This window comes from Microvirga guangxiensis (assembly GCF_900102135.1).
GTDB lineage: Bacteria > Pseudomonadota > Alphaproteobacteria > Rhizobiales > Beijerinckiaceae > Microvirga > Microvirga guangxiensis.
Genome location: NZ_FMVJ01000005.1, coordinates 1 through 19,403 on the forward strand (window position 1 = coordinate 1; position 19,403 = coordinate 19,403).

Sequence of the window (19,403 nt, forward strand, 5' to 3'; positions counted from 1 at the left end):
AGGCCCGTCAGGTGCCCGCCCATCTCGAGGATAAACACGGGAAGGGTCAGGACCAAGCCGATCCAGAACCGGCGCGTCATGTCGACGAGCTCGTGACTGGGACCCGTCTCTGCGGTGGCAACGACGGGCTCGAGCGCCATGCCGCAGATCGGGCACGAGCCTGGGCCGACCTGGCGGATCTCGGGGTGCATCGGGCAGGTGTAGATCGTGCCCTCCGGCACGGCCTCCGCGTTTCGGGCGGTAGCTGGCTCGACGTATTTCGCGGGCTCGGCCATGAACTTCGATTGGCAGCCGGACGAGCAGAAATAGTACGGCTTGCCCTGGTACTGCGCCCGGTGGGTGGTCGTATGCGGATCGACCGTCATCCCGCAGACAGGATCCTTCACCGTCCCGGCATCCGTTGCGGGTTCATGGTGGTGATGACCGTGTCCGGCGTGGGTACCATGGTCATGACGGGCGTGGCCCTCATGGGTCTTGGCGGCTTGCTTGTCATTCATCGCGGCTCTCCGCATGCGTCTTGTCGAAAAACGTGAAACCTAGGCCTTCCCACGGTGGGAAGGTCAAGCTTCGGTGGGCTGGCGTTTCCTGCGTGGACGCTTCGCCTGGCGCGCTGCCGCCTCCCTGCCGGCATCCCGGTCCGGTGCAACCACGCCGGTCCCCTGATGCGCGGCCTCATCGAACACCGCCTTGATCTCGCGCAACCGTCCCGCCGCAGCGGCATCGAGCGGACCGCTGGCGGTCAGGATCCTGTCGATCGTCTCGGCCCACAGCCTGATGCCTCCCGCATCGGCCCGCGCCAGCAGGCGGGGCAGGGCGGCAATGGCCGCCTCCGGGTCCAGCCTGATGAGGTCAGCCTGCTTGTGGATCGCCTGCTTGAGTTCCGCCGCCGACAGGTCGGTCACGCCGAGGCAGTGCTTGCACAGGCGCTGGATGAGATTGAACCCGCGCTCGTCGACGGAGCCGCGCAGGCTGCCGACATAGGCGGTGGCGCGAATGCCGGCCTCGAGCAGGCCGCCCTCGGCGATCTCGTCCCGCAGGCGCTCGTCCTTCTCGGCCAGGAAGGCCTGGTGCTCCGGCGTCTCGCCCGGGTGTTGGCGGGGCTCCTTCGCGTCGGTCGCGTTCAGTCCCGCCCAGGCCTGCACCCAGGGCGAGCCGTAGACGGCATTGAACGTCTGTTCCTGGACGGCATCCCGCCACAGCCGCCATTGATCGAGGGACGCCTCGACCGTGCGCGAGATCATCTCCTGCGCCTGGAGGAAGGGATTGTCGGCGGAAGCCGGCTTGCGGCTTTCCCGCGCTTTCCGCGCCTCGCCCGCGACCCAGCCCATCCACGGATTGCGGTCCGAGGCCAGTTCGTAGGACAGGCGCAGCGGATGCAGCCGTTCGAGCCACTGCGCGGATTGCGGCGTGACCGCGGCGCGGACCCAGGGCTGCACGAAGGTGCGGTAGAGGCTGAGATTGACCTCCGAAACCCGGGCGACGGCCGCAAAGCGCCGGTCGCTCCCGGGATCGGGTTTGACGATCCGGCGAACATCGTCGAGATCCCGCCGCTCGAGCGACAGGACGTAATCGCCGAACGCCAGTTCCGGGTGGAGGGTTTGCGGTCCCTTCTCCTGGAGCCTTGCCTCGTAGATGCCGGACGGAAGGGCATCGATGAGCTCGATGTTCGTCGCGAATTCCTGGTGCTCCTTGCGGCCGACGCTGCCCGACACGAAGATCCCCAGGTGCCCGATGCTGTCATGGAGCGCGTAGATGATGGTCTGGTCGTGCGCCCGCACGTCGCCGTCATCGAGATAGAGGTCGGTGATCCAGCCCAGCGCCTGCGGCGGCGGCGAGATGTTGTCGCCCATCGAGCAGAAGCACAGGATCGGCGAGCGGATGTTGCGCAGGTCGATCCGCAGCCCGTCGGAGGTGACCAGTTCCGCCGTCGCCAGCCCGTTGCCGATGAACAGGTTGTCGACGATGTACTGGATCTCGACATCGTTCAGGAAGACATGGCCGCCCCAGTACTTCTCGAAGCCGAGGTAGCGCTCGCGTTCGGTGTCGACTTTCGAGAAGAGGTTGTACTGCTTGGTCCAGAGCGTGTTGGCCGGGTTGAGGTTCTCGAAGTTCTGGACCAGCCAGGCCCCGTCGAAGCGCCCCGCACCGAGGTCGCTGGTCAGGGCGGTGAGCCAACTGCCGCCGAGCAGCCCGCCGGCGTAGCGCATCGGGTTCCGGCCCGGCCAGCCGGCCCAATAGGAGAGGGGCGTTCCCGCGACGATGATCGGCCCGAACAGCTCGGGGCGGACGGCGGCCGTCATCAGGATCTGCCAGCCCGCCTGGCAGTTGCCGATCACGACAGGCTTGCCCTCGCTGGCCGGATGCAGGGCAATGACCTTCTCCAGGAAGGCGGCCTCGGCCCGCATGACGTCCTCGACCGTCTGGCCCGGCACCGGGTCGGAGAGGAACCCGATGAGGTAGCAGGCATGGCCGGCCCGCAGCGCCACCCCGATCTCGCTCTCGGCCTTGAAGCCGCCGATGCCGGGACCGTGCCCGGCGCGCGGATCGACCACGACGAAAGGCCGCTTGCGCCCATCGATCTCGACGCCTTCCGGCGGAACGATGCGGACCAGTCCATAATTGACGGGGCGCTTCAGGTCGCGACCGGACATGACCCGTTCGAACCGGAAGCTCAGGACGTTGGGCGTCTCCTCCGCCAGGTGGGCCAGATACTGGTTGCCGCGCTCGCGCATGACGTCGGCGTAGAGCAGGCTGCGCTGCCAGGCGTCCACGGCGTACTCGCTGACCGAGGCGACGGTTGCGAAGCCGAGGGGCTCGAACTTGAAGGGTTCCTGTGCAGGCATGTGTCACCTCCTTGCCAACGGTTCGGCCCCGGCTGGGACCCGGCCGCTACTTGCCCTTCTGGATCCTCACGACCGAGATCTGGCCGTTCACGCGGTCCGCCTGGAACTGCACCTTGTCACCGGCCTTCACGCCTTGGAGCAGGACGGGGTCCTGAACCCGGAACACCATGGTCATGGCATCCATGTCGAGGTTCGGGATTGGCCCATGGTCGATCGTGATCTTGCCCGCGCCCGTATCGACTTTCTCGACCGTCCCGGACACGGTGGGGAGGTTCGCCGCGGCAGGTTGGGCAGCGGCTTGCGCCGGAGCGGCGGCCTGGACCTGCGGGGCCGGGGCGGAAGCGCCCTTCTGGTCGAGCGGTCCCGATCCATGCGGCGGCTGGTCCGCCTTGGCGCGGTAGTCCGCCTGGCGGTTGCGGACCTGCCACTCCTTCAGTTCGTTGATCTGCTTCTGCTGCTCGTCGATGATTTTTTGCGCAACCCGGCGGAGTTGCTCGTCGGCGCCATGCTCGAGTTGCGTCCGCGCGAGGAAGATCAGGTCCTCGTGGTGGGCGATGAGCAGGGCCGCGAAGTCCTTGTCGGGGTCACCAACGAGCTTCATGTCCTTGAAGCGCTCGTCCATGACCTCGCGAACGCGCTCGTAGGCGGCGGGCGCCCCCTTGGCGGGCTGCGCCTGTGCAAGACGGTCCGGGCCAATGGCGGCGATGGCCAGCAGGGCCCCGACGGCGGTGAGGGTGGTGGTCAGGAGTTTCATGGCAGTCTCTCGCTGGACAGAGGGAGGGGCCGCCCCGCAACAGTGGGTCTCGGGCACATGTTGCGGGGCGGCTGGGGCGTTATTTGCCCTTCTTGATCGAGGTGACGGAGATCTGGCCGTTCACGCGGTCGGCGGTGAACTCGACCTTGTCCCCGGCTTTGACCTGCTTCAGCAGGGCGGGATCCTGGGCACGGAACACCATCGTCATGGAATCCATGTTCAGGTTGGGGATCGGACCGTGGTCGATGGTGATCTTGCCTGCGGATTCGTCGACCTTCTCGACGGTGCCGGACACGGACGGCAGGCTCTGCGCGAGGGCGGCGCCCGACAGGCTCAGGGCGGCGATCAGGCTGATGGCGAAACGCTTCATGGGAAACTCCTTTTCGTGGCTCGAAGGCGAGGGGATCGGGTCCGTCACTTGACGACGACGGTACCCTTCATGCCGGACTCGTAGTGGCCGGGGATCAGGCAGGCGAACTCGAAGGTGCCGGCCTTGGTGAAGCGCCAGACGATCTCGTTGGAGCCGTCCGGTGCGAGCCGCTTCCCGTTCGGGTCGTCGTGCTCCATGTCCGGGTTCTTCTCCATCTGGATCTTGTGCTTGGCGTTGTTCTCGATCGAGTCGAGCATGAACTCGTGGTCGACCTGGCCGGCGTTCCTGAGCACGAACTTCACCTGCTCGCCGCGCTTGATCTCGACCTTGTTGGGTTCGAACAGCATCTTGGCGTCGTCGGTCTCCTTCATGGTGACCTCGATGGTGCGGGCGACGGGCTTCTTCGGGTCGCCCGGCTCGCCGGCCGCGAACGACCTGTGGCTGTGACCGGCCTCGCCGGGGCCGGCCAGCGCCACGGCCGTCGAGAGTGCAAGGGCAGCAAGTGCCCCTGCGAGAGGTTTGACTGTACGAACCATCGTTGTTGCTCCTTTGGCATCGGTTCCTGTCGGGATCAGTGATTGCCGTGACCGCCAGCCGCGCGGACCGGGCGCTTGCGCGGGTCGATGGCGCGGAATTCCGCCGCCTTCACGCCGCTGTCGGGCGGGGACGCGCGGGCGGGCTCGGCGAGCTGCTCGCCCGTCCACTCGTAGGCGACCGTGCCCTCCGGGTGCTTGTACCAGCCCGGATCCTTGTAATCGTCGGCCGCCAAGCCTGGCCGCACCTTCACGACCGAGAACATGCCGCCCATCTCGACGGGGCCGAACTGGGCGAAGCCCGTCATCATCGGCAGCGTGTTGTCGGGCAGCGGCATCTCCATCGAGCCCATCTCGCCCATGCCGGCACCGCCCATCGGCATGTAGCCCGGCGCGACCTTCTTGATGGCCGGGGCCGTCTTGTTCATGTTGACGCCGATGTAGGTCTTCACGTCATGGCCCATGGCGTTCATGGTGTGGTGCGACTTGTGGCAGTGGATCGCCCAGTCGCCGGGTGCATCGGCCACGAACTCGAAGGCACGCATCTGCCCGACCGCCACGTCGACCGAGACCTCCGGCCACGCCGCCCCTTCCGGCACCCAGCCGCCGTCGGTGCCCGTGACCTTGAAGTCGTAGCCGTGCATGTGGATCGGGTGGTTGGTCATGGTCAGGTTGCCGAACCGGACGCGGACCTTGTCGCCCTGGCGCACCACGAGCGGGTCGATGCCGGGGAAGACGCGCGAGTTCCAGCACCAGAGATTGAAGTCGAGCATCGTGTTGACCTTCGGCACGTAGCTTCCGGCCTCAATGTCGAAGGCGTTGAGCAGGAACACGAAGTCGCGGTCGACGCGGCGTTCGGCCGGGTCGCGCGGGTGCACGACGAAGAAGCCCATCATGCCCATTGCCATCTGGACCATCTCGTCGGAGTGCGGGTGGTACATGAAGGTGCCGGATTTCTGGCAGATGAACTCGTACACGAAGGTTTTGCCCGGCGGGATATGCGGTTGGGTGAGGCCACCGACCCCATCCATGCCGTTGGGCAGAAGCTGGCCGTGCCAGTGCACGGCCGTGTTCTCGGGCAGCCTGTTGGTGACGAAGATGCGCACCTTGTCGCCCTGCACGGCTTCGATGGTCGGACCCGGCGACTGGCCGTTGTAGCCCCACAGGTGGGCCTTCATGCCGGGCGCGAGCTCGCGCACGACGGGTTCGGCGACGAGATGGAACTCCTTCCAGGCGCCTTTCTGGCGCCACGGCAGCGTCCAGCCGTTGAGCGTCACGACGGGCTGGTAGTCCGGCCCGCTGGTCGGGTAGAGCGGCGGCTGCATGGTGGCCTCGGTCATGGTGGGCGCCTCGGGCAGGCCCGCGGCCTGCGTGCGCCCGCTGATCATGGAGGCGCCGGCGAGAGCCAGGCCCCCGGCGCCGAGGAAGTTCCTGCGCGATAGGTCGGTCATGTGGTCTCTCCGTTGTTGTCAGTGCGCGGCCGCGCCGCCGCCGGCGGCAGCAGCCACGGCCTCCCCGCCACCGCCTTCCGCACCGCCGCCGGCCCCGCCGCCCACGAGGGCGGCCTTGAGGTCCGTGGCGGCGACCCAGAAGTCGCGGCGGGCGTTGATGGCGTCGACGTTGCTGAGGATGCGGCCACGGGCGTCGAGGATGAGCTGGCTCACGTCGACGAGCATGCCGCTGTACTGGAGCAGGGCCTCGTCCTGGATGGTCTTCTGCAAGGGCAGGACGCGTCCCTGGTAGTGCCGGGCGAGGTCGAAGTTGCCGCGATAGCGGGCATACGCCTCCCGCGCCTCGGAGCGGACGTTGACGGCCCGCTCGGCCAGGCGGTTCGCGGCCGCCATGTAGGCTTCCTGCGCGCCGCGCGTCGCCGTGGCCCCGAAGTCGAAGATCGGGATGGTGAACTCCACCTCGAGGCCGCGACGGTTGATCTTCTCCTTCTCGACCTCGACCTCGCCGTGGTCCTCCGTGAAGGACTTCGTGCGCTCGTAGCTCGAGAGGCCGGCGAGCTCGATGTCGGTGACGTAGCGGGTGGCACTGGTCAGGCCGTACTGTCCCGCGACCGCGTTCAGGTCATGGCGCAGTGCCTGAAGGTCGACGCGGCTCTCCAGGGCACGGCGCTCGATGTCCCTGGCAGTCGCGATGCGGGCCGGGAGCGGCGGCAGGGAGTTCGGCAGGCGGAAGTCGACGTCCCGTCCCCAGACGCCGAGCTGCCGGATCAGGCGTTCGCGCTCGACCTTCTGATCGATCCGGGCGCGGGCGAGCTGGGCCCCGAGTTCCTGGTAGAACGCGTGCTCGCGGGCCTGCTCGAGCTTGTTCAGGGCGCCGCTCTCGCCGAGCTGCTTGGTGAGTTCCGAGGCCGTCTCGGCGGTCGCCAGCGCCTGCTGCATGAAGGCGACCTGCTGGTTGGCGGCGATCGTGCGGTAGTATTGACGCCGGGTTTCCGCGGCCAGCCTCAGTACGGCCTCGGCGGTCCGGAACTGGGCCGCGCGGAAGCGCTGCTCGGCCACGGCCGCCCGGGCCGGCAAGGTGGCAAGCTCGAACAGCCCGATCAGGACCTGGCGTTCGATCTCCAGTTCCAGGCTGCCGCCAAGACGGGACAGGGCCACCGTCGGATTGGGCGGCAGCGTCGCCTGGACGTACTCGGCCTCGGAGATGCCGAGGTCGTTGAACGCGGCTTGCAGGCCCCGGTTCTTGAGCAGGGCAATCTGGACGGCGCTGTCCGGGGTCAGAGGACGCTTGAGCAGGGCCTCGGCCTGCTGCTGCGTCGCGAGGGCATCGGCCTCGCTGGCAACCTTCACGACGTCCTTGTCCAGCTCCGCGTAGGCGACCGTCCGGGCGGTCGACAGCCCGCCGTCGGCCGAGAACGAGACGCAGCCGCCCAGCATCAGGGCAGCGGCGACGCCCCCGAGCAGCCGCAGCCGGCGCGCAGGTCCCGCATGGTCATTGTGGGTCATCTTTGTGGTGTCCTTGCGCATGGGTCATCGGCCGCGTCGGGCGGCATCGTCGCTGTCGCCGCGTTCCGGATCGGCCCCGGGCGCGACGCGTCGGTTGAGCTCCCGCCAGTCGAGGGGATCGACGACGTCGTAGGCGCGCACGCCTGCCGTGACGGAGGAGTAGGCCGGCGGGCGGGTGCCCACGGCGGGATCCGCGGCCGCGACGAGGTAGGCGGGATGTTGGGTCGGCACGCAGGCAGCCAGGCCGAGGCCGAGCGCCGCCAGTGGAATCAGTTTCAGCATGGGATCCGTCTCCGGACGGACCTCCACGGCAGGATCGACGCGGTGATGACGGCGTGACGGGCGGCGTGTCCGCCCCTCGTCACGGGTCTGGCGTTCGATCATTGGCGCGGGAGGTTGACCGTCCTGGGTGTCAGGTCGGGCATGGCTGGCGGTGGCAGCAGCCATGCCGATGGGTGCGGGCGCAGATCGCCCGCTCCTGGGTCAGGCGGTTCGCGGTGGCCTGTCGGGTCCGCCCGGGACGATGCCTTCGACCTGCTGGTCGCCAACCACGGCAAGGACGGCCGCGGAGGCGCAGGGCACGTGAAGCACGGGAGCCGCAAGCGCCTGGACGGCGTGGCAGGCGCCCATGTTGCAGCAGTCCGTCCCTCCGCTGCCGTGATCTCCCGACGTGGGGTCGCCGCAGTCGTTCCGGGTCGAGGCATGATCGTGGGCCGACGCAGGCTCCACGTCGACCGCGCGCTCGTGCGAGTGCGTTGCGTGATCATGCCCGAGGACGGTCGCCGCCGACGCGGGACGCTCACCCGACGCAGCCGCATGCGGCGCGGAAATCACGAGGATTCCCGCGGTGACCGCAAGCAGGACAGCGATGATGAGGCCCACGAGCCGCAAGGGAAGTCTCCCGTCCGTCAGGATTGCATGTGTGTCACGATAGGTCTGCTTCGGCAAGGCGGTCCAGAAGGCGGCATGCCCTCCGGACCGCCTCGTCCGTGCCGCGTCAGGCCGCCTCGGAGGGCGTGTAGCCAGCCTCGGTGACGATGGCCTTCACCGCCGCCAGGTCGGCCGTGCCGCGGATCGACACGAGCCTCGAGGCGGGCTCCGCGTCGACCTGCGTTCCGGGCAGGGCCGCCTCGACGGCCTTCTTGATCGTGCCGGCGCAGTGTCCGCAGGTCATGTCCTCGACGCGCAGGGTCAGGCTGCCGTCCTTGGGCATCGTCGTCTGTCCGGCGTTTTCGGTTTGGTGGGTTGAGCATCCGCACATGTCTTGTCGCTCCTTTGCGATGGTGAGGATTCGGATGCTGCGGGTTCCAACGCTGGCAAGGTCAAGGGCAGTCTCGCACTTGCCGGCGTGCTATCTGCATGACATTCCCCCTACGTTATTCATTGCCGTACGGCGACCATGTCCCACACCAGCAGGGTCAAGGCGAAGCTGCTGGCGCGGGGGCGCCGGATCCGGGGCCAGGTCGAGGCGGTCGAGCGCGCCCTGGAGGCGGAGATCGGCTGCGCCGACGTGCTGATGCTCGTGGCCTCCGTGCGCGGGGCGGTCAACGGGCTGACCGCGGAGTTGACGGAGGAGCACATCCGCCATCATGTGGTCGCCCCAGACGATGAGCCGGATGCCGACCGTGCCTGTGGAACCCGGGAGCTGATCGACGTGGTCCGCACTTGCCTGAAATGAGCCGCGGCAAGCGATCCGCCATGGATAGCCTCCCTTCCTCGCCTGGGCTTTACCGGGTTGCGTTCCGGCGCCAACCGAAACATGCGGCTGTCATCTACGGCCCCTGACGGGCAAGGCGCAGAGCGGCATCCTGACCGGATTGCAAGATCGCATCCGAGAGAGATTTGTCCGTGGTGACCCGGGCCAGTTGCAGTGTCCCGATCATAAGACCAAAGATTGCATAAGCCGTTTCCCGCGCCTTCTCCTCCGGCAGGGAGGAGGTCAGCTCGGACGCGATGATCGCCACGATCCCGTCCGCCGCGCGGGCCATGACCTCGCGGGTCCTGGGATCGTTGCGAGCAACCTCCTGGGCGAGCGCCGCCACGGAGCAGCCGGCCTCCGGCCTGTCGCGATGGGCAGTTCTTAGGTACCGGCGGACGATGGTCTCCAACCCGTCCTTTCCCTGTTCCTTGGCGGCTTTTACTTCCTCTGCCCAGGTCTCACAGTTGCGCGCATGAGCTTCGGAGATGGCTTCGCGAACGAGGTCGTCTTTCGACTTGAAGTGCGCATAGAAGCCCCCGTGCGTGAGACCGGCATCGGCCATGAGGCCAGCAAGGCCCGTCGCCTCAATGCCCTTCGCTCGAAAGCGTGCAGCCGCCACATCCACCACCCGCTTCCGTGTCTGGTCCTTGTGTCCCTTCTCGTAACGCATGCTCGCACCTTTCCGCGGTTAAGCCTTTACATTATGAACACCATATTATATGTCAACCATCATATAAAGGAGGTGCCCATGTCGCCGAACGATCCAGTCGTCATCGTCTCCGCTGTCCGCACGCCGCTCGGGCGCTTCCAGGGCGGCCTCTCCGGCGTGCCGGCTCCTGCCCTTGGCAGCCACGTCATTCGGGCCGCGCTGAAGCACGCCCGGCTCGAGGCCGGGACGGTGAGCGAGGCGGTCATGGGCTGCGTGCTGTCGGCCGGGCAGGGGCAGGCCCCGGCGCGGCAGGCCGCCCGCCTGGCGGGGCTGCCGGATGCCGTCGGCGCCACGACCATCAACAAGGTGTGCGGCTCCGGCATGAAGGCGACCATGCTGGCGCACGATCTCATCCTGGCAGGCTCGGCCGAGATCGTGGTGTCGGGCGGCATGGAATCCATGTCCAACGCTCCGTACCTGTTGGCAAAGGCACGGAGCGGCTACAGGGCCGGGCACGGCCGACTCATCGACCACATGATGATGGATGGCCTGGAGGATGCCTATGAGGGTGGCAGGCCTATGGGCGATTTCGGAGAGGCGACAGCCGAGGCCTATCAGTTCAGCCGGGCTGATCAGGACGCCTACGCGGTCGAGACGCTCACCCGTGCCCGCAAGGCTATTGAGGAAGGCGCATTCGCGGGCGAAATCACGCCGGTGGTGGTCGCCGGAAGAACCGGAGACACCATTGTCGAGACGGATGAGAACCCGCTCAAGGTCTCGCCGGAGAAGATCCCATCGCTCAGGCCCGCGTTCCGGCCCGACGGCACCATCACGGCCGCAAGCTCCTCCGCCAATGCGGACGGAGCGGCGGCTCTCGTGCTGACCCGCCGCTCGATAGCGGAGCGCGAGGGCACCCCGATCCTGGCCGTGATCAAGGGACACGCCACCCATTCGCAGGATCCGGCCTGGTTCACCACGGCGCCGATCCCGGCGATCCGCAAGCTCCTCGACAAGGTGGGCTGGAGCATTGGGGATGTGGATCTGTTCGAGATCAACGAGGCGTTCGCGGTTGTGGCGATGGCGGCGCAGCGGGACCTCGGCATCCCGCGCGACGTGCTCAACGTGAATGGCGGCGCCTGCGCCCTTGGCCATCCCATCGGCGCCACCGGCGCCCGTCTGATCGTCACGCTGCTGTATGCGCTGGAGCGTCGGGGATTGTCGCGTGGAATCGCGTCCCTGTGCATCGGAGGCGGCGAGGCCACCGCCATTGCAGTAGAGCGTGTGGCTTGAATACAAGGCTGACATTCTGGAGATTTCGATATGCGTAGAGTGGTCGTGACAGGCATGGGGATGGTTTCGCCCCTTGGATCAGGGGTGGAGATCAACTGGAAACGACTGCTTGACGGACAATCTGGTATTCGCGCGTTGCCCGGCGAGATGGTCGCCGATCTTCCCGCCAAGATCGGTGGTGTCGTTCCTGACCGCATTCAGGACGAGGATGGTGGCTTCGATCCGGATCTCGTGGTTCCACCCAAGGATCAACGGAAGATGGATCGCTTCATCCTCTTTGCCCTTGCGGCCGCGCGGGAGGCCCTGTCGATGGCAGGGTGGCAGCCCGCGGATAAACAGGCCTTGGAGCGTACGGCCACAATCGTTGCTTCGGGGATCGGCGGTTTCCCGGCGATTGCCGACGCGGTGCGGACGGCGGATTCGCGCGGCGTAAGACGGCTCTCGCCGTTCACCGTTCCGTCCTTTCTTGCAAATCTCGCTGCCGGCCACATCACGATCAGGCATGGCTTCACGGGTCCCATCGGCACTCCTGTGACAGCCTGCGCTGCAAGCGTGCAGGCCATCGGTGATGGATTGCGCATGATTCTATCCGGAGAGGCGGACGTGGCCATCGGCGGCGGCGCGGAAGCATGCATCGATCGGGTGAGCCTCGGTGGCTTTTGTGCGGCGCGCGCCCTTTCAAGCTCGTTTAACGGCACGCCGGATCAGGCGTCTCGTCCCTTCGATAGGGACCGCGACGGCTTTGTCATGGGGGAGGGGGCAGGCATCCTGGTCATCGAGGAGCTGGAGCACGCGCTTGCACGTGGCGCACAGCCGATTGCTGAAGTCGTCGGTTATGGCACGACAGCAGATGCATACCACATGACGGCGGGCCCTGAGGATGGCAGAGGTGCCGCGCGTGCCATGGATCTGGCCCTCAAACGCGCGGGATTGAGCCCGATCGACATCCAGCATCTCAATGCCCATTCAACCTCAACGCCAGTCGGTGATCGGGGCGAGATTGCCGCCATCCAATCAACCTTTGGGCGGGATGGAACCGTGGCGGTCAGTGCGACAAAGTCGGCGACGGGCCACTTGCTGGGAGCAGCAGGTGGCGTGGAGGCTATCTTCACCGTTCTCGCGCTCCGGGACCAAGTCGTGCCGGCCACTCTCAATCTGGTGAATCCCGATGCACTCGCCGATGGGATCGACCTCGTGCGCGGGTCGGCCCGTCGCCAAGGGATTGAGCATGCCATGTCAAATGGGTTCGGGTTCGGGGGCGTCAACGCGAGCGTCGTGTTTCGGCGCCTGACGTGATCTGTGACATCCGAATAGGGTCGAGCTGACGCGGACATGGCCGTCGCTCACGTCACGCGACCATCGCCATTCCGACGCTTGTCATCCATGGGTCTGATGACCCGCTCATCCATCCGGCTTGTGGCCGGGACACTGCGGCTTCGATCCCGAAGGCGGACCCCATGCCGATCGGCGGAATGGGGTATGATCTGCCGCGTGCACTGGATCGCACGGTCATTGAACCCAACGGCGGGACGGCTCGGCGGTCATTGCCACTCGGGACGTTTGGGAGGAGACATCGATCATGAGCATGGCGGGCGACACCCATTTCTGGGATCGGATCTCACGAAAGTATGCCATGTCCGCCATTGCGGATCAGGCCGGCTATGAGCGTACGCTGGACCGAACCCGGGCCTTGCTGGGACCAAGTGACAGGGTGTTGGAACTGGGCTGCGGAACAGGAACGACAGCCCTTCGGCTCGCGGGCGCCGTTCGAGACTATCTTGCGACGGACCTGTCCGCCGGAATGATCGCGATCGCCAATGAGAAGCACGCCGCCGGCCTCGTCCCGACCCTTGCCTTCCGGATCGCGACCGTAGAGGCGCTTGCGCCTGACGCAGGACGGTTCAGCGTGGTTCTGGGATTCAACTATCTTCATTTGGTCCGTGATCTGCCCGGTACGCTGCGCCGCATCCACGCCTTGCTCGAACCGAGAGGACTGTTCATCTCCAAGACGCCCTGCCTGGGGCACATGAACCCGCTCATTCGGTCCGCCTTGTTGCCTGCGATGCGGGCCATCGGGAAGGCACCCTATGCGGGCGTCTTTCGGGCCGCGGACCTGAGCCAGCGAATCCGGGCTGCGGGATTCGATATCCTTGCCGCCGAAAGCCACGCCACGAAGGGCAATGACAATCGTCCTTACATCGTGGCCCGCAAGAGATGACAGGGGCGGCCGGTGCCGTGCGGGATCGACTGGCTTGCATCGGGTTCATTTCAGGTAGGTGCGGACCACCTCGATGAGCTCGGCGGCGCCCGCTTATGCGCGCCAGATCTCGATGGGGGCACTGCGGCCCCTCAAGGCCCGAGAACCGACGGAACGGAATGCATCGACGACGGACAGGTCGCCCGCCGCCGCCTCGCGGACTCTTGCCATGAAGGCCTCACTGGCGATGACCCCGCAGCCCAGCTCACGCGTGAGGCCCTGGAGCCGGCTGGCCGTGTTGACCGTGTCGCCCACCACCGTGAACGCCATCGAACGCTCCGAGCCGAGGTCGCCCATGACCACCGGGCCGTAGTGAAGGCCGATGCCGATCCCGATGGCGTCCTGGCCGCTGCGCGCACGCTCGTCGTTCCACCGCTCGACCTCGGCCAGCATGGCTTGGGCGCAGGACAGCGCCCGGACGGCGTCGTCCGACGCGGGATCGGGAACCCCGAACGTGACCAGGAGGGCATCGCCGATGAACTTCTCGAGCGTCCCGCCGTGCGCGAAGACGATCTCCTCCATCCGGGCATGGAACCCGCGCAGGAGTTGCATGACCTCCTCGGGAGCAAGCCGCTCGGACAGCGTCGTGAAGCCCTTGATGTCGGCGAAGAGCACGGCCACCTCCTGCCGCCGGTCCCCGCCGAACGGCTGGTCGGACCGGGCAAGCCGTTCCACGACCCGGGGCGAGAAGTAGCGTGCGAGGTTGGCTTGCCGACGCTCGGCGCTGGCTCGGGTGAGCGCCAGACGGCGTGAGCGTTGGACCGCCGCCGCGAGCGCCGCCGACACCAGGAGCAGCACGAGGGCCTCGGTGTACCACTGCCCGATATGCACGAAGGTGACATCGCGGAACGCCTCGACGGCGTTCGCGGCGAGGCTCCCGGACATGCTCGGGACGCCAATGCGAATCTCGGGGTCGAGGGCGGCAACGGCGAGGGGAATGGACCAGCCCAGCACCGCACAGACCCCGGACCACAGCAGCAGGAGGGGATCGAGGGCAAAGGCGCGCAGGGCCAGCAGGAATACGAACCAGAGCACCAGGCCGCCCTTGAGGGTCACGGTGACCGGGATCGTGCCGTCGAGCCAGGGGTTGGGCAGGGCCAGGACGGCGCCGAGGATCACGCTGTCGAGCAGGGCGAACGCCATGGCGATGCCACGCGGATGGCGGTGTCGCTTCAGGATCGCGAACTCGGCCAGGCCGGAGGCGAGGACGCCTCCCACCGCCGCGAGGTTGAACACGGCGGCCCAGCCGACGTGGAGCAGGTCGTGCCCGAGCCAAACGAAGGCCACCGCGAGAAGCACGATGCGGACCTTGGCGGCAAGGCGCAGCCCTTCCTGCTCCTCGCGGCGCAGGGAGGCGGCCACGCGATCCGGCAGGGGCGCGGCTCCGAACGTGCCCAGGAAGGGCACCGCACTGGCGAGCTTGATCATACGGACGTCCTCACCTCGTTCGCCTCCAGGGTCATGGAGTCCCGGGCGACGTGAGGCAGCGTGCTAGTTGCGAACCCTCTTCGGCGCCGTGCCACGACGTGCCGAGCGAAGGCCGACCGTCCCGAACTGCGGCGACGAGTGGATGTCGATCGATCCCACCTCATGGCCGCTCTGAAGGCCCTCGATGATCGGGCACTCCGGCCGCTCGTTGCCGTGGCAATGCTTCGCGAGGTGCTTGAGCGTCGCGGCCATCTCCTGCAACTCGCGCGCCTTCCGCTCCAGGATCTCCACGTGCTCGAGCGCGATCCGCTTCACGTCCGTGCTGGCACGTTGCCGGTCCCGCCACAAGGTGACGAGTTCCGAGATCTGCTCGACCGAGAAGCCGAGGTCACGGGCCCGCCGGATGAAGCCGAGGGTGTTGACGTCGTTCTCGGAGTACACCCGGTACCCGGCTTCGGTGCGAACCGTCTTCGGGATCAGCCCGATCGACTCGTAGTAGCGGATCATCTTGGCCGAGACGCCCGAGGCGTCTGCTGCCTGTCCGATGTTCATGGTCTGCTTCTCCGTTCTTGCTTGAAATCTTGATCAGCCGATTGCGACGGGGGCAAGCGCCTCGGCAATGCGGGGCTTCTGCGATTGGAAGGTCCCATAGAAGACCTGGTCGCCGATGACGGTGATCGGTGCAACGCGTACCCCTGTGCGGGCCTTGGCCTCGGCCATGATCACCGGATCCGTCAGGTCACGTTCCTCGAAGGATAGTCCGAGGCGGGTCAGCCACGCCTTGAGGGCATGGCAGTCGGGGCAGGTCGGGGTCGTGTAGACGATGATGGTGGGCCGGGAGGGCATCGTTTCGCTCCATGGAAGAAAGCCGGGTCCGCCGTCGTTGGCGGACCCGGTCCGATCAGCGGGTGGCAAGGGCAGCAGGCGCTGCATCCAGGCCCGTTTCGAGGGCGTCATTCGTCATGGCAGGCTGGAATCCCCTCAGCCGCAGGGCATTGCCGAGGACGAACACGCTCGAGAGCGCCATGGCTCCGGCCGCCACGACCGGCGACAGCAGGGTGCCGTCGATCGGGTAGAGGACGCCGGCGGCCACGGGGATCAGCAGTACGTTGTAGGCGAAGGCCCAGAACAGGTTCTGCTTGATGTTGCGGATCGTGGCCTTCGACAGCGCGATGGCGTTCGCGACGCCGCGCAGGTCGCCGGACATGAGCACCACGTCGGCGCTCTCGATGGCGATGTCGGTGCCGGTGCCGATGGCGAGGCCGACATCCGCCTCGGCCAGGGCCGGGGCGTCGTTGATGCCGTCGCCGACGAAGGCCACCTGGCGGCCACCGTCGCGCAGCCGCTTCACGACCTCGACCTTGCCGTCCGGGAGGACCTCGGCCACGACCTGGTCGATGCCGACCTGGCGGGCGATGGCCTCTGCCGTGCGACGGTTGTCGCCCGTGATCATCGCCACCTTCAGGCCGAGGGCATGAAGGGCCGCAATCGCCTGAGGAGTCGAGGGCTTGATCGGGTCGGCGACCGCGATGATGGCCGCAAGCCGGCCGTCGACGGCGGCGTAGAGCGGGCTCTTGCCTTCGTCACCGAGCCGGGCCGCGGCTGCGGCGAAGTCCGCGACCGGATAACCGAGCCGCTGCATGTAGCGGTCGGCGCCGACCTCGATCCTTCGACCCTGAACCCCGGCGGAGACGCCGTATCCCGGGACCGCGTCGAACCCGTCCACGGGGGCAAGGCCCAGGCCACGAGCCTTGGCGGCCTCGACGATGGCTTCCGCGATCGGGTGCTCCGAGCGGGTCTCCACCGCCGCCACGAGACCAAGAACCTCCGCGTCGCTGAAGCCGGGAGCAACGATGAGGTCGGTGAGCTCGGGACGGCCCTTGGTGAGGGTTCCGGTCTTGTCGAGCGCCACCACCTCGACGCCCTTCAAGCTCTGGAGCGCCTCGCCCTTGCGGAAGAGCACGCCGAGCTCGGCGCCGCGACCCGTGCCGACCATGATCGAGGTCGGCGTGGCAAGGCCCATGGCGCACGGGCAGGCGATGATCAGCACGGCGACCGCATTGACGAGCGCGAAGGTCATGGCGGGCTCAGGGCCGAAGACCAGCCAGACCAGGAAGGTGAGGGCGGCCGCCGCCATGACGGCCGGCACGAACCACATGGTCACCTTGTCGACCAGGGCCTGGATCGGCAGCTTGGAGCCCTGCGCCTGCTCGACCATGCGGATGATCTGGGCCAGCACCGTGTCGGCCCCGACCTTGGTCGCCCGGAAGGTGAAGCTGCCGGTCTTGTTGATCGTGCCGCCGACGACGGCTGCGCCGGCCGCCTTCTGCACGGGAACGGGCTCGCCCGTGATCATCGACTCGTCGACGAAGGAGGAGCCCTCGGTCACCTCACCGTCGACCGGCACCTTCTCGCCGGGGCGAACCTGGACCAGGTCGCCTGCGCGAACCTGATCGAGCGGGACTTCGACCGTCTCCCCATTGCGGACGACGCGGGCCGTCTTGGCCTGCAAGCCCATCAGCCGCTTGATCGCCTCGGAGGTGCGGCCCTTGGCCTTGGCCTCAAGCGTGCGGCCGAGGAGGATCAGCGTGACGATCACCGCCGCAGCCTCGTAGTAGACGTTCACGGTGCCGGCGGGCAGGACCCAGGAGGCGAAGGTCGCCACCACCGAGTAGCCGTAGGCGGCGGCCGTGCCGAGTGCCACGAGGGAATTCATGTCGGGCGCAAGGCGCATCAGCGCCGGGATGCCCTTCCGGAAGAAGCGCAGGCCGGGGCCGAACAGGACCAGCGTCGTCAGGACGAACTGGAGGTACCAGCTCTCCCGGTGTCCGATCGTGTCCATGACCCATTCATGGACACCCGGGATGAGGTGAGAGCCCATCTCCAGGGCGAAGACGGGCAGGGTCAGGAGGGCTGCGAGACCAAGGGACCGCGTCAGGGCGCGGTACTCCCGCTGGCGGCCTTCGCGCTCGCGGTCGCCGACAGGCTCGTCGCCCACCCGGCGGGCCTCGTACCCGACGTTCCGGACGACCTCCTCGAGGACGGCCGGGGTCACCACGCCCGCCAGGTGGCGGATGGTGGCCTTCTCGGTTGCGAGGTTGACGGACGCCCCAAGCACCCCGGGGGCAGCCTTGAGGGCCTTCTCGACGCGGCCCACGCACGAGGCGCAGGTCATGCCCTCGATGGCAAGCTCCGTCGTGTCCTCGGGTACGGAGTAGCCTGCGGTCTCGACGGCCAGGGCTGCGCCGGCAGGATCCGCCGGTCCGCGGAAGGTGATCTCGGCACGCTCGGTCGCCAGGTTCACGTTCGCCGCCGTGACATGCGGCAGGCCCACCAGGACCTTCTCGACCCGTCCGACGCACGAGGCGCAGGTCATGCCCTCGATGGGCAGGGACAGGGTCTCCCCCGTGTTTTCCGTTCGCTTTGCAGTGCCGCTGGCCATCGCCGTTTCTCCTTGGTCATCTGACTTAGGAGAGGTGTAGTCCTTCCAACGATGGGAGGGTCAAGCGCCGAATGCAAGTCGGTGCGGACTTCGGATTCGGCGTTGCCTCCGACGGGCTTCGTGCATGAAGGGGAGGACTGAACGGATCGCGGGATGAGGCCTTCCGTCCCCTCAGGCAGCGGTGTTGAACGGAGCGGCGACGGCGCGCCGCTCCCTCCTATCGCCGCCAGTTGACGACCGCGACGCCGACCAGGGCGAAGGCACCGCCGATGGTACCGAGCAGGGTCGGCGTCTCCCCGAGCCAGGCGAAGCCGAGGAGAGTGGCGACGGGCGGCACGCAGTACATGAAGTTCGACGCCCGGCTCGCCGGCAGGCGCGACAGTGCGATGGACCAGGTGCCATAGGCGACGAGGCTCGGCACGAGCCCGAGGTAGATCGCGGCCTGAATGCCCGAAGGCGACGCGACTGCAAACTGCGAGGCGGCATTCGGCAGCCAGGGTGCGAGGACGAGGGCGCCGAGCACCATGTTCCAGGCCGAGACGGTCAATGGCTTGTGGCGGGCGAAGAGCGGCTTCTGCACCACGGTCGTCACCGAGTTGCAGAGGGCCGCGCCCAGGATGAGCAGTGCTCCGGTGTCGAGACGCATCCCGTCGCCCTCGCCAAAGGCGATCAGGCCGATACCCGCGAACGATAAGGCCGTCCCGGCCCAGGCGCGGGCACTGAAACGCTCGCCCAGCACGAGCATCGCAAGTCCGGCCGTCATGATCGGGTTCGTGTTGATGATGAAGCTCGCCGCCCCGGCCGAGACCGTCATCTCGCCCATGTTGAGCAACGCCGTATAGAGCGCCACGAAGAGGATCCCGCCTGCCGCCAGCCGGAGAAGGTCCGGCAGCGTCGGCCATGCCGGGCGCATGACGGCGAGGAAGAGCGCCGCCGGGATGGCCGCGATGGTGAACCGCAGGGATCCGAGCTCGACCGGGCCGAAGGACTCTAGCCCGGCGCGGATGGCCGGGAAGGCCGAGGCCCAGGCCAGGATCGTCACGACGACGGCGGCGGCGGTCACGCCGCCGATGGATCTGTGCCCGGAAGCCGGGGCGGCAGCGATGCTCATGGTGGTACCTCACGGAGGGAATGGCGAAGCTCGACATTCCCGTGAGGCGAGCTGATTGACAATCGAACAA

20 protein-coding genes are annotated in these 19,403 nt (G+C 67.3%); 4 read left to right on the forward strand and 16 right to left on the reverse strand.

The features are described from left to right. From BLP10_RS08915 to BLP10_RS08960, 10 genes are all read right to left on the reverse strand, one after another. A partial coding sequence (locus tag BLP10_RS08915) for a YHS domain-containing protein (RefSeq protein ID WP_139165451.1) occupies nt 1–497 on the reverse strand: 497 nt, incomplete at its 3' end. 63 nt (nt 498–560) lie between these two features. Continuing rightward, complete coding sequence (locus BLP10_RS08920) at nt 561–2,843, reverse strand: DUF3141 domain-containing protein (protein WP_091133555.1); 2,283 nt, start codon at nt 2,841–2,843, stop codon at nt 561–563. A 46-nt stretch (nt 2,844–2,889) separates the two neighbouring features. After that, the gene (locus BLP10_RS23935; protein ID WP_091133557.1) at nt 2,890–3,597 is read right to left on the reverse strand and encodes a copper-binding protein; all 708 of its coding nucleotides are present in this window, start codon (nt 3,595–3,597) and stop codon (nt 2,890–2,892) included. 79 nt (nt 3,598–3,676) lie between these two features. Then, on the reverse strand, nt 3,677–3,967 hold the full coding sequence (locus BLP10_RS08930) for a copper-binding protein (RefSeq protein ID WP_091133559.1): 291 nt from the start codon (nt 3,965–3,967) through the stop codon (nt 3,677–3,679). Nucleotides 3,968–4,011: 44 nt separating this feature from the next. Continuing rightward, nucleotides 4,012–4,503: a cupredoxin domain-containing protein gene (locus BLP10_RS08935; RefSeq protein ID WP_091133561.1), complete on the reverse strand. Its 492-nt coding sequence runs from the start codon at nt 4,501–4,503 to the stop codon at nt 4,012–4,014. 35 nt (nt 4,504–4,538) lie between these two features. After that, entirely contained in the window at nt 4,539–5,951 is a 1,413-nt protein-coding gene (locus tag BLP10_RS08940) for a multicopper oxidase family protein (RefSeq protein ID WP_091133563.1), read from the reverse strand. Between the two features lie 18 nt (nt 5,952–5,969). Then, nucleotides 5,970–7,478 (reverse strand): TolC family protein, encoded by a 1,509-nt coding sequence (locus BLP10_RS08945; RefSeq protein ID WP_091133565.1) that lies wholly within the window; start codon nt 7,476–7,478, stop codon nt 5,970–5,972. A gap of 3 nt (nt 7,479–7,481) precedes the next feature. Then, nucleotides 7,482–7,739: a hypothetical protein gene (locus BLP10_RS08950; protein ID WP_091134251.1), complete on the reverse strand. Its 258-nt coding sequence runs from the start codon at nt 7,737–7,739 to the stop codon at nt 7,482–7,484. 201 nt (nt 7,740–7,940) lie between these two features. Then, nucleotides 7,941–8,348, reverse strand: coding sequence for a hypothetical protein (locus BLP10_RS08955; RefSeq protein WP_139165452.1), 408 nt, complete (start codon nt 8,346–8,348; stop codon nt 7,941–7,943). Between the two features lie 106 nt (nt 8,349–8,454). After that, nucleotides 8,455–8,718 (reverse strand): heavy-metal-associated domain-containing protein, encoded by a 264-nt coding sequence (locus BLP10_RS08960; RefSeq protein ID WP_091133569.1) that lies wholly within the window; start codon nt 8,716–8,718, stop codon nt 8,455–8,457. Nucleotides 8,719–8,856: 138 nt separating this feature from the next. Here BLP10_RS08960 and BLP10_RS08965 point away from each other — a divergent pair, with 138 nt between their 5' ends. Then, a complete protein-coding gene (locus tag BLP10_RS08965) occupies nt 8,857–9,135 on the forward strand; it encodes a metal/formaldehyde-sensitive transcriptional repressor (protein WP_091133570.1) in 279 nt (92 codons plus the stop codon). Between the two features lie 94 nt (nt 9,136–9,229). Here BLP10_RS08965 and BLP10_RS08970 read toward each other — a convergent pair whose 3' ends face one another. Further along, entirely contained in the window at nt 9,230–9,826 is a 597-nt protein-coding gene (locus BLP10_RS08970) for a TetR/AcrR family transcriptional regulator (protein ID WP_091133572.1), read from the reverse strand. 78 nt (nt 9,827–9,904) lie between these two features. Between BLP10_RS08970 and BLP10_RS08975 the strand changes: the two genes are divergently transcribed. The 3 genes from BLP10_RS08975 to BLP10_RS08985 all read left to right on the forward strand — a co-directional run bounded on the left by BLP10_RS08975 (nt 9,905) and on the right by BLP10_RS08985 (nt 13,313). Beyond that, nucleotides 9,905–11,095: a thiolase family protein gene (locus tag BLP10_RS08975; RefSeq protein WP_091133574.1), complete on the forward strand. Its 1,191-nt coding sequence runs from the start codon at nt 9,905–9,907 to the stop codon at nt 11,093–11,095. Between the two features lie 30 nt (nt 11,096–11,125). Continuing rightward, a complete protein-coding gene (gene fabF / locus BLP10_RS08980) occupies nt 11,126–12,391 on the forward strand; it encodes a beta-ketoacyl-ACP synthase II (RefSeq protein WP_091133576.1) in 1,266 nt (421 codons plus the stop codon). Nucleotides 12,392–12,674: 283 nt separating this feature from the next. Beyond that, the gene (locus BLP10_RS08985; RefSeq protein WP_091133577.1) at nt 12,675–13,313 is read left to right on the forward strand and encodes a class I SAM-dependent methyltransferase; all 639 of its coding nucleotides are present in this window, start codon (nt 12,675–12,677) and stop codon (nt 13,311–13,313) included. A 93-nt stretch (nt 13,314–13,406) separates the two neighbouring features. Here BLP10_RS08985 and BLP10_RS08990 read toward each other — a convergent pair whose 3' ends face one another. The 5 genes from BLP10_RS08990 to BLP10_RS09010 form a co-directional block, all read right to left on the reverse strand. Continuing rightward, entirely contained in the window at nt 13,407–14,780 is a 1,374-nt protein-coding gene (locus BLP10_RS08990) for an adenylate/guanylate cyclase domain-containing protein (RefSeq protein ID WP_091133579.1), read from the reverse strand. 63 nt (nt 14,781–14,843) lie between these two features. Beyond that, a complete protein-coding gene (gene cueR, locus BLP10_RS08995; protein WP_091133581.1) occupies nt 14,844–15,332 on the reverse strand; it encodes a Cu(I)-responsive transcriptional regulator in 489 nt (162 codons plus the stop codon). 33 nt (nt 15,333–15,365) lie between these two features. Continuing rightward, complete coding sequence (locus BLP10_RS09000; RefSeq protein ID WP_091134253.1) at nt 15,366–15,626, reverse strand: glutaredoxin family protein; 261 nt, start codon at nt 15,624–15,626, stop codon at nt 15,366–15,368. A 55-nt stretch (nt 15,627–15,681) separates the two neighbouring features. Continuing rightward, complete coding sequence (locus tag BLP10_RS09005) at nt 15,682–18,222, reverse strand: heavy metal translocating P-type ATPase (RefSeq protein ID WP_091133583.1); 2,541 nt, start codon at nt 18,220–18,222, stop codon at nt 15,682–15,684. A gap of 217 nt (nt 18,223–18,439) precedes the next feature. Then, entirely contained in the window at nt 18,440–19,333 is an 894-nt protein-coding gene (locus tag BLP10_RS09010; RefSeq protein ID WP_091133584.1) for a DMT family transporter, read from the reverse strand. Between the last annotated feature and the right edge of the window lie 70 nt (nt 19,334–19,403).

Coding starts and splice junctions, on each gene's coding strand:
- BLP10_RS08920 (WP_091133555.1), bottom strand. CDS start 2,843: ATGCCTGCACAGGAACCCTTCAAGTTCGAGCCCCTCGGCTTCGCAACC.
- BLP10_RS23935 (WP_091133557.1), bottom strand. CDS start 3,597: ATGAAACTCCTGACCACCACCCTCACCGCCGTCGGGGCCCTGCTGGCC.
- BLP10_RS08930 (WP_091133559.1), bottom strand. CDS start 3,967: ATGAAGCGTTTCGCCATCAGCCTGATCGCCGCCCTGAGCCTGTCGGGC.
- BLP10_RS08935 (WP_091133561.1), bottom strand. CDS start 4,503: ATGGTTCGTACAGTCAAACCTCTCGCAGGGGCACTTGCTGCCCTTGCA.
- BLP10_RS08940 (WP_091133563.1), bottom strand. CDS start 5,951: ATGACCGACCTATCGCGCAGGAACTTCCTCGGCGCCGGGGGCCTGGCT.
- BLP10_RS08945 (WP_091133565.1), bottom strand. CDS start 7,478: ATGCGCAAGGACACCACAAAGATGACCCACAATGACCATGCGGGACCT.
- BLP10_RS08950 (WP_091134251.1), bottom strand. CDS start 7,739: ATGCTGAAACTGATTCCACTGGCGGCGCTCGGCCTCGGCCTGGCTGCC.
- BLP10_RS08960 (WP_091133569.1), bottom strand. CDS start 8,718: ATGTGCGGATGCTCAACCCACCAAACCGAAAACGCCGGACAGACGACG.
- BLP10_RS08965 (WP_091133570.1), top strand. CDS start 8,857: ATGTCCCACACCAGCAGGGTCAAGGCGAAGCTGCTGGCGCGGGGGCGC.
- BLP10_RS08970 (WP_091133572.1), bottom strand. CDS start 9,826: ATGCGTTACGAGAAGGGACACAAGGACCAGACACGGAAGCGGGTGGTG.
- BLP10_RS08975 (WP_091133574.1), top strand. CDS start 9,905: ATGTCGCCGAACGATCCAGTCGTCATCGTCTCCGCTGTCCGCACGCCG.
- fabF (WP_091133576.1), top strand. CDS start 11,126: ATGCGTAGAGTGGTCGTGACAGGCATGGGGATGGTTTCGCCCCTTGGA.
- BLP10_RS08985 (WP_091133577.1), top strand. CDS start 12,675: ATGAGCATGGCGGGCGACACCCATTTCTGGGATCGGATCTCACGAAAG.
- BLP10_RS08990 (WP_091133579.1), bottom strand. CDS start 14,780: ATGATCAAGCTCGCCAGTGCGGTGCCCTTCCTGGGCACGTTCGGAGCC.
- cueR (WP_091133581.1), bottom strand. CDS start 15,332: ATGAACATCGGACAGGCAGCAGACGCCTCGGGCGTCTCGGCCAAGATG.
- BLP10_RS09000 (WP_091134253.1), bottom strand. CDS start 15,626: ATGCCCTCCCGGCCCACCATCATCGTCTACACGACCCCGACCTGCCCC.
- BLP10_RS09005 (WP_091133583.1), bottom strand. CDS start 18,222: ATGGCCAGCGGCACTGCAAAGCGAACGGAAAACACGGGGGAGACCCTG.
- BLP10_RS09010 (WP_091133584.1), bottom strand. CDS start 19,333: ATGAGCATCGCTGCCGCCCCGGCTTCCGGGCACAGATCCATCGGCGGC.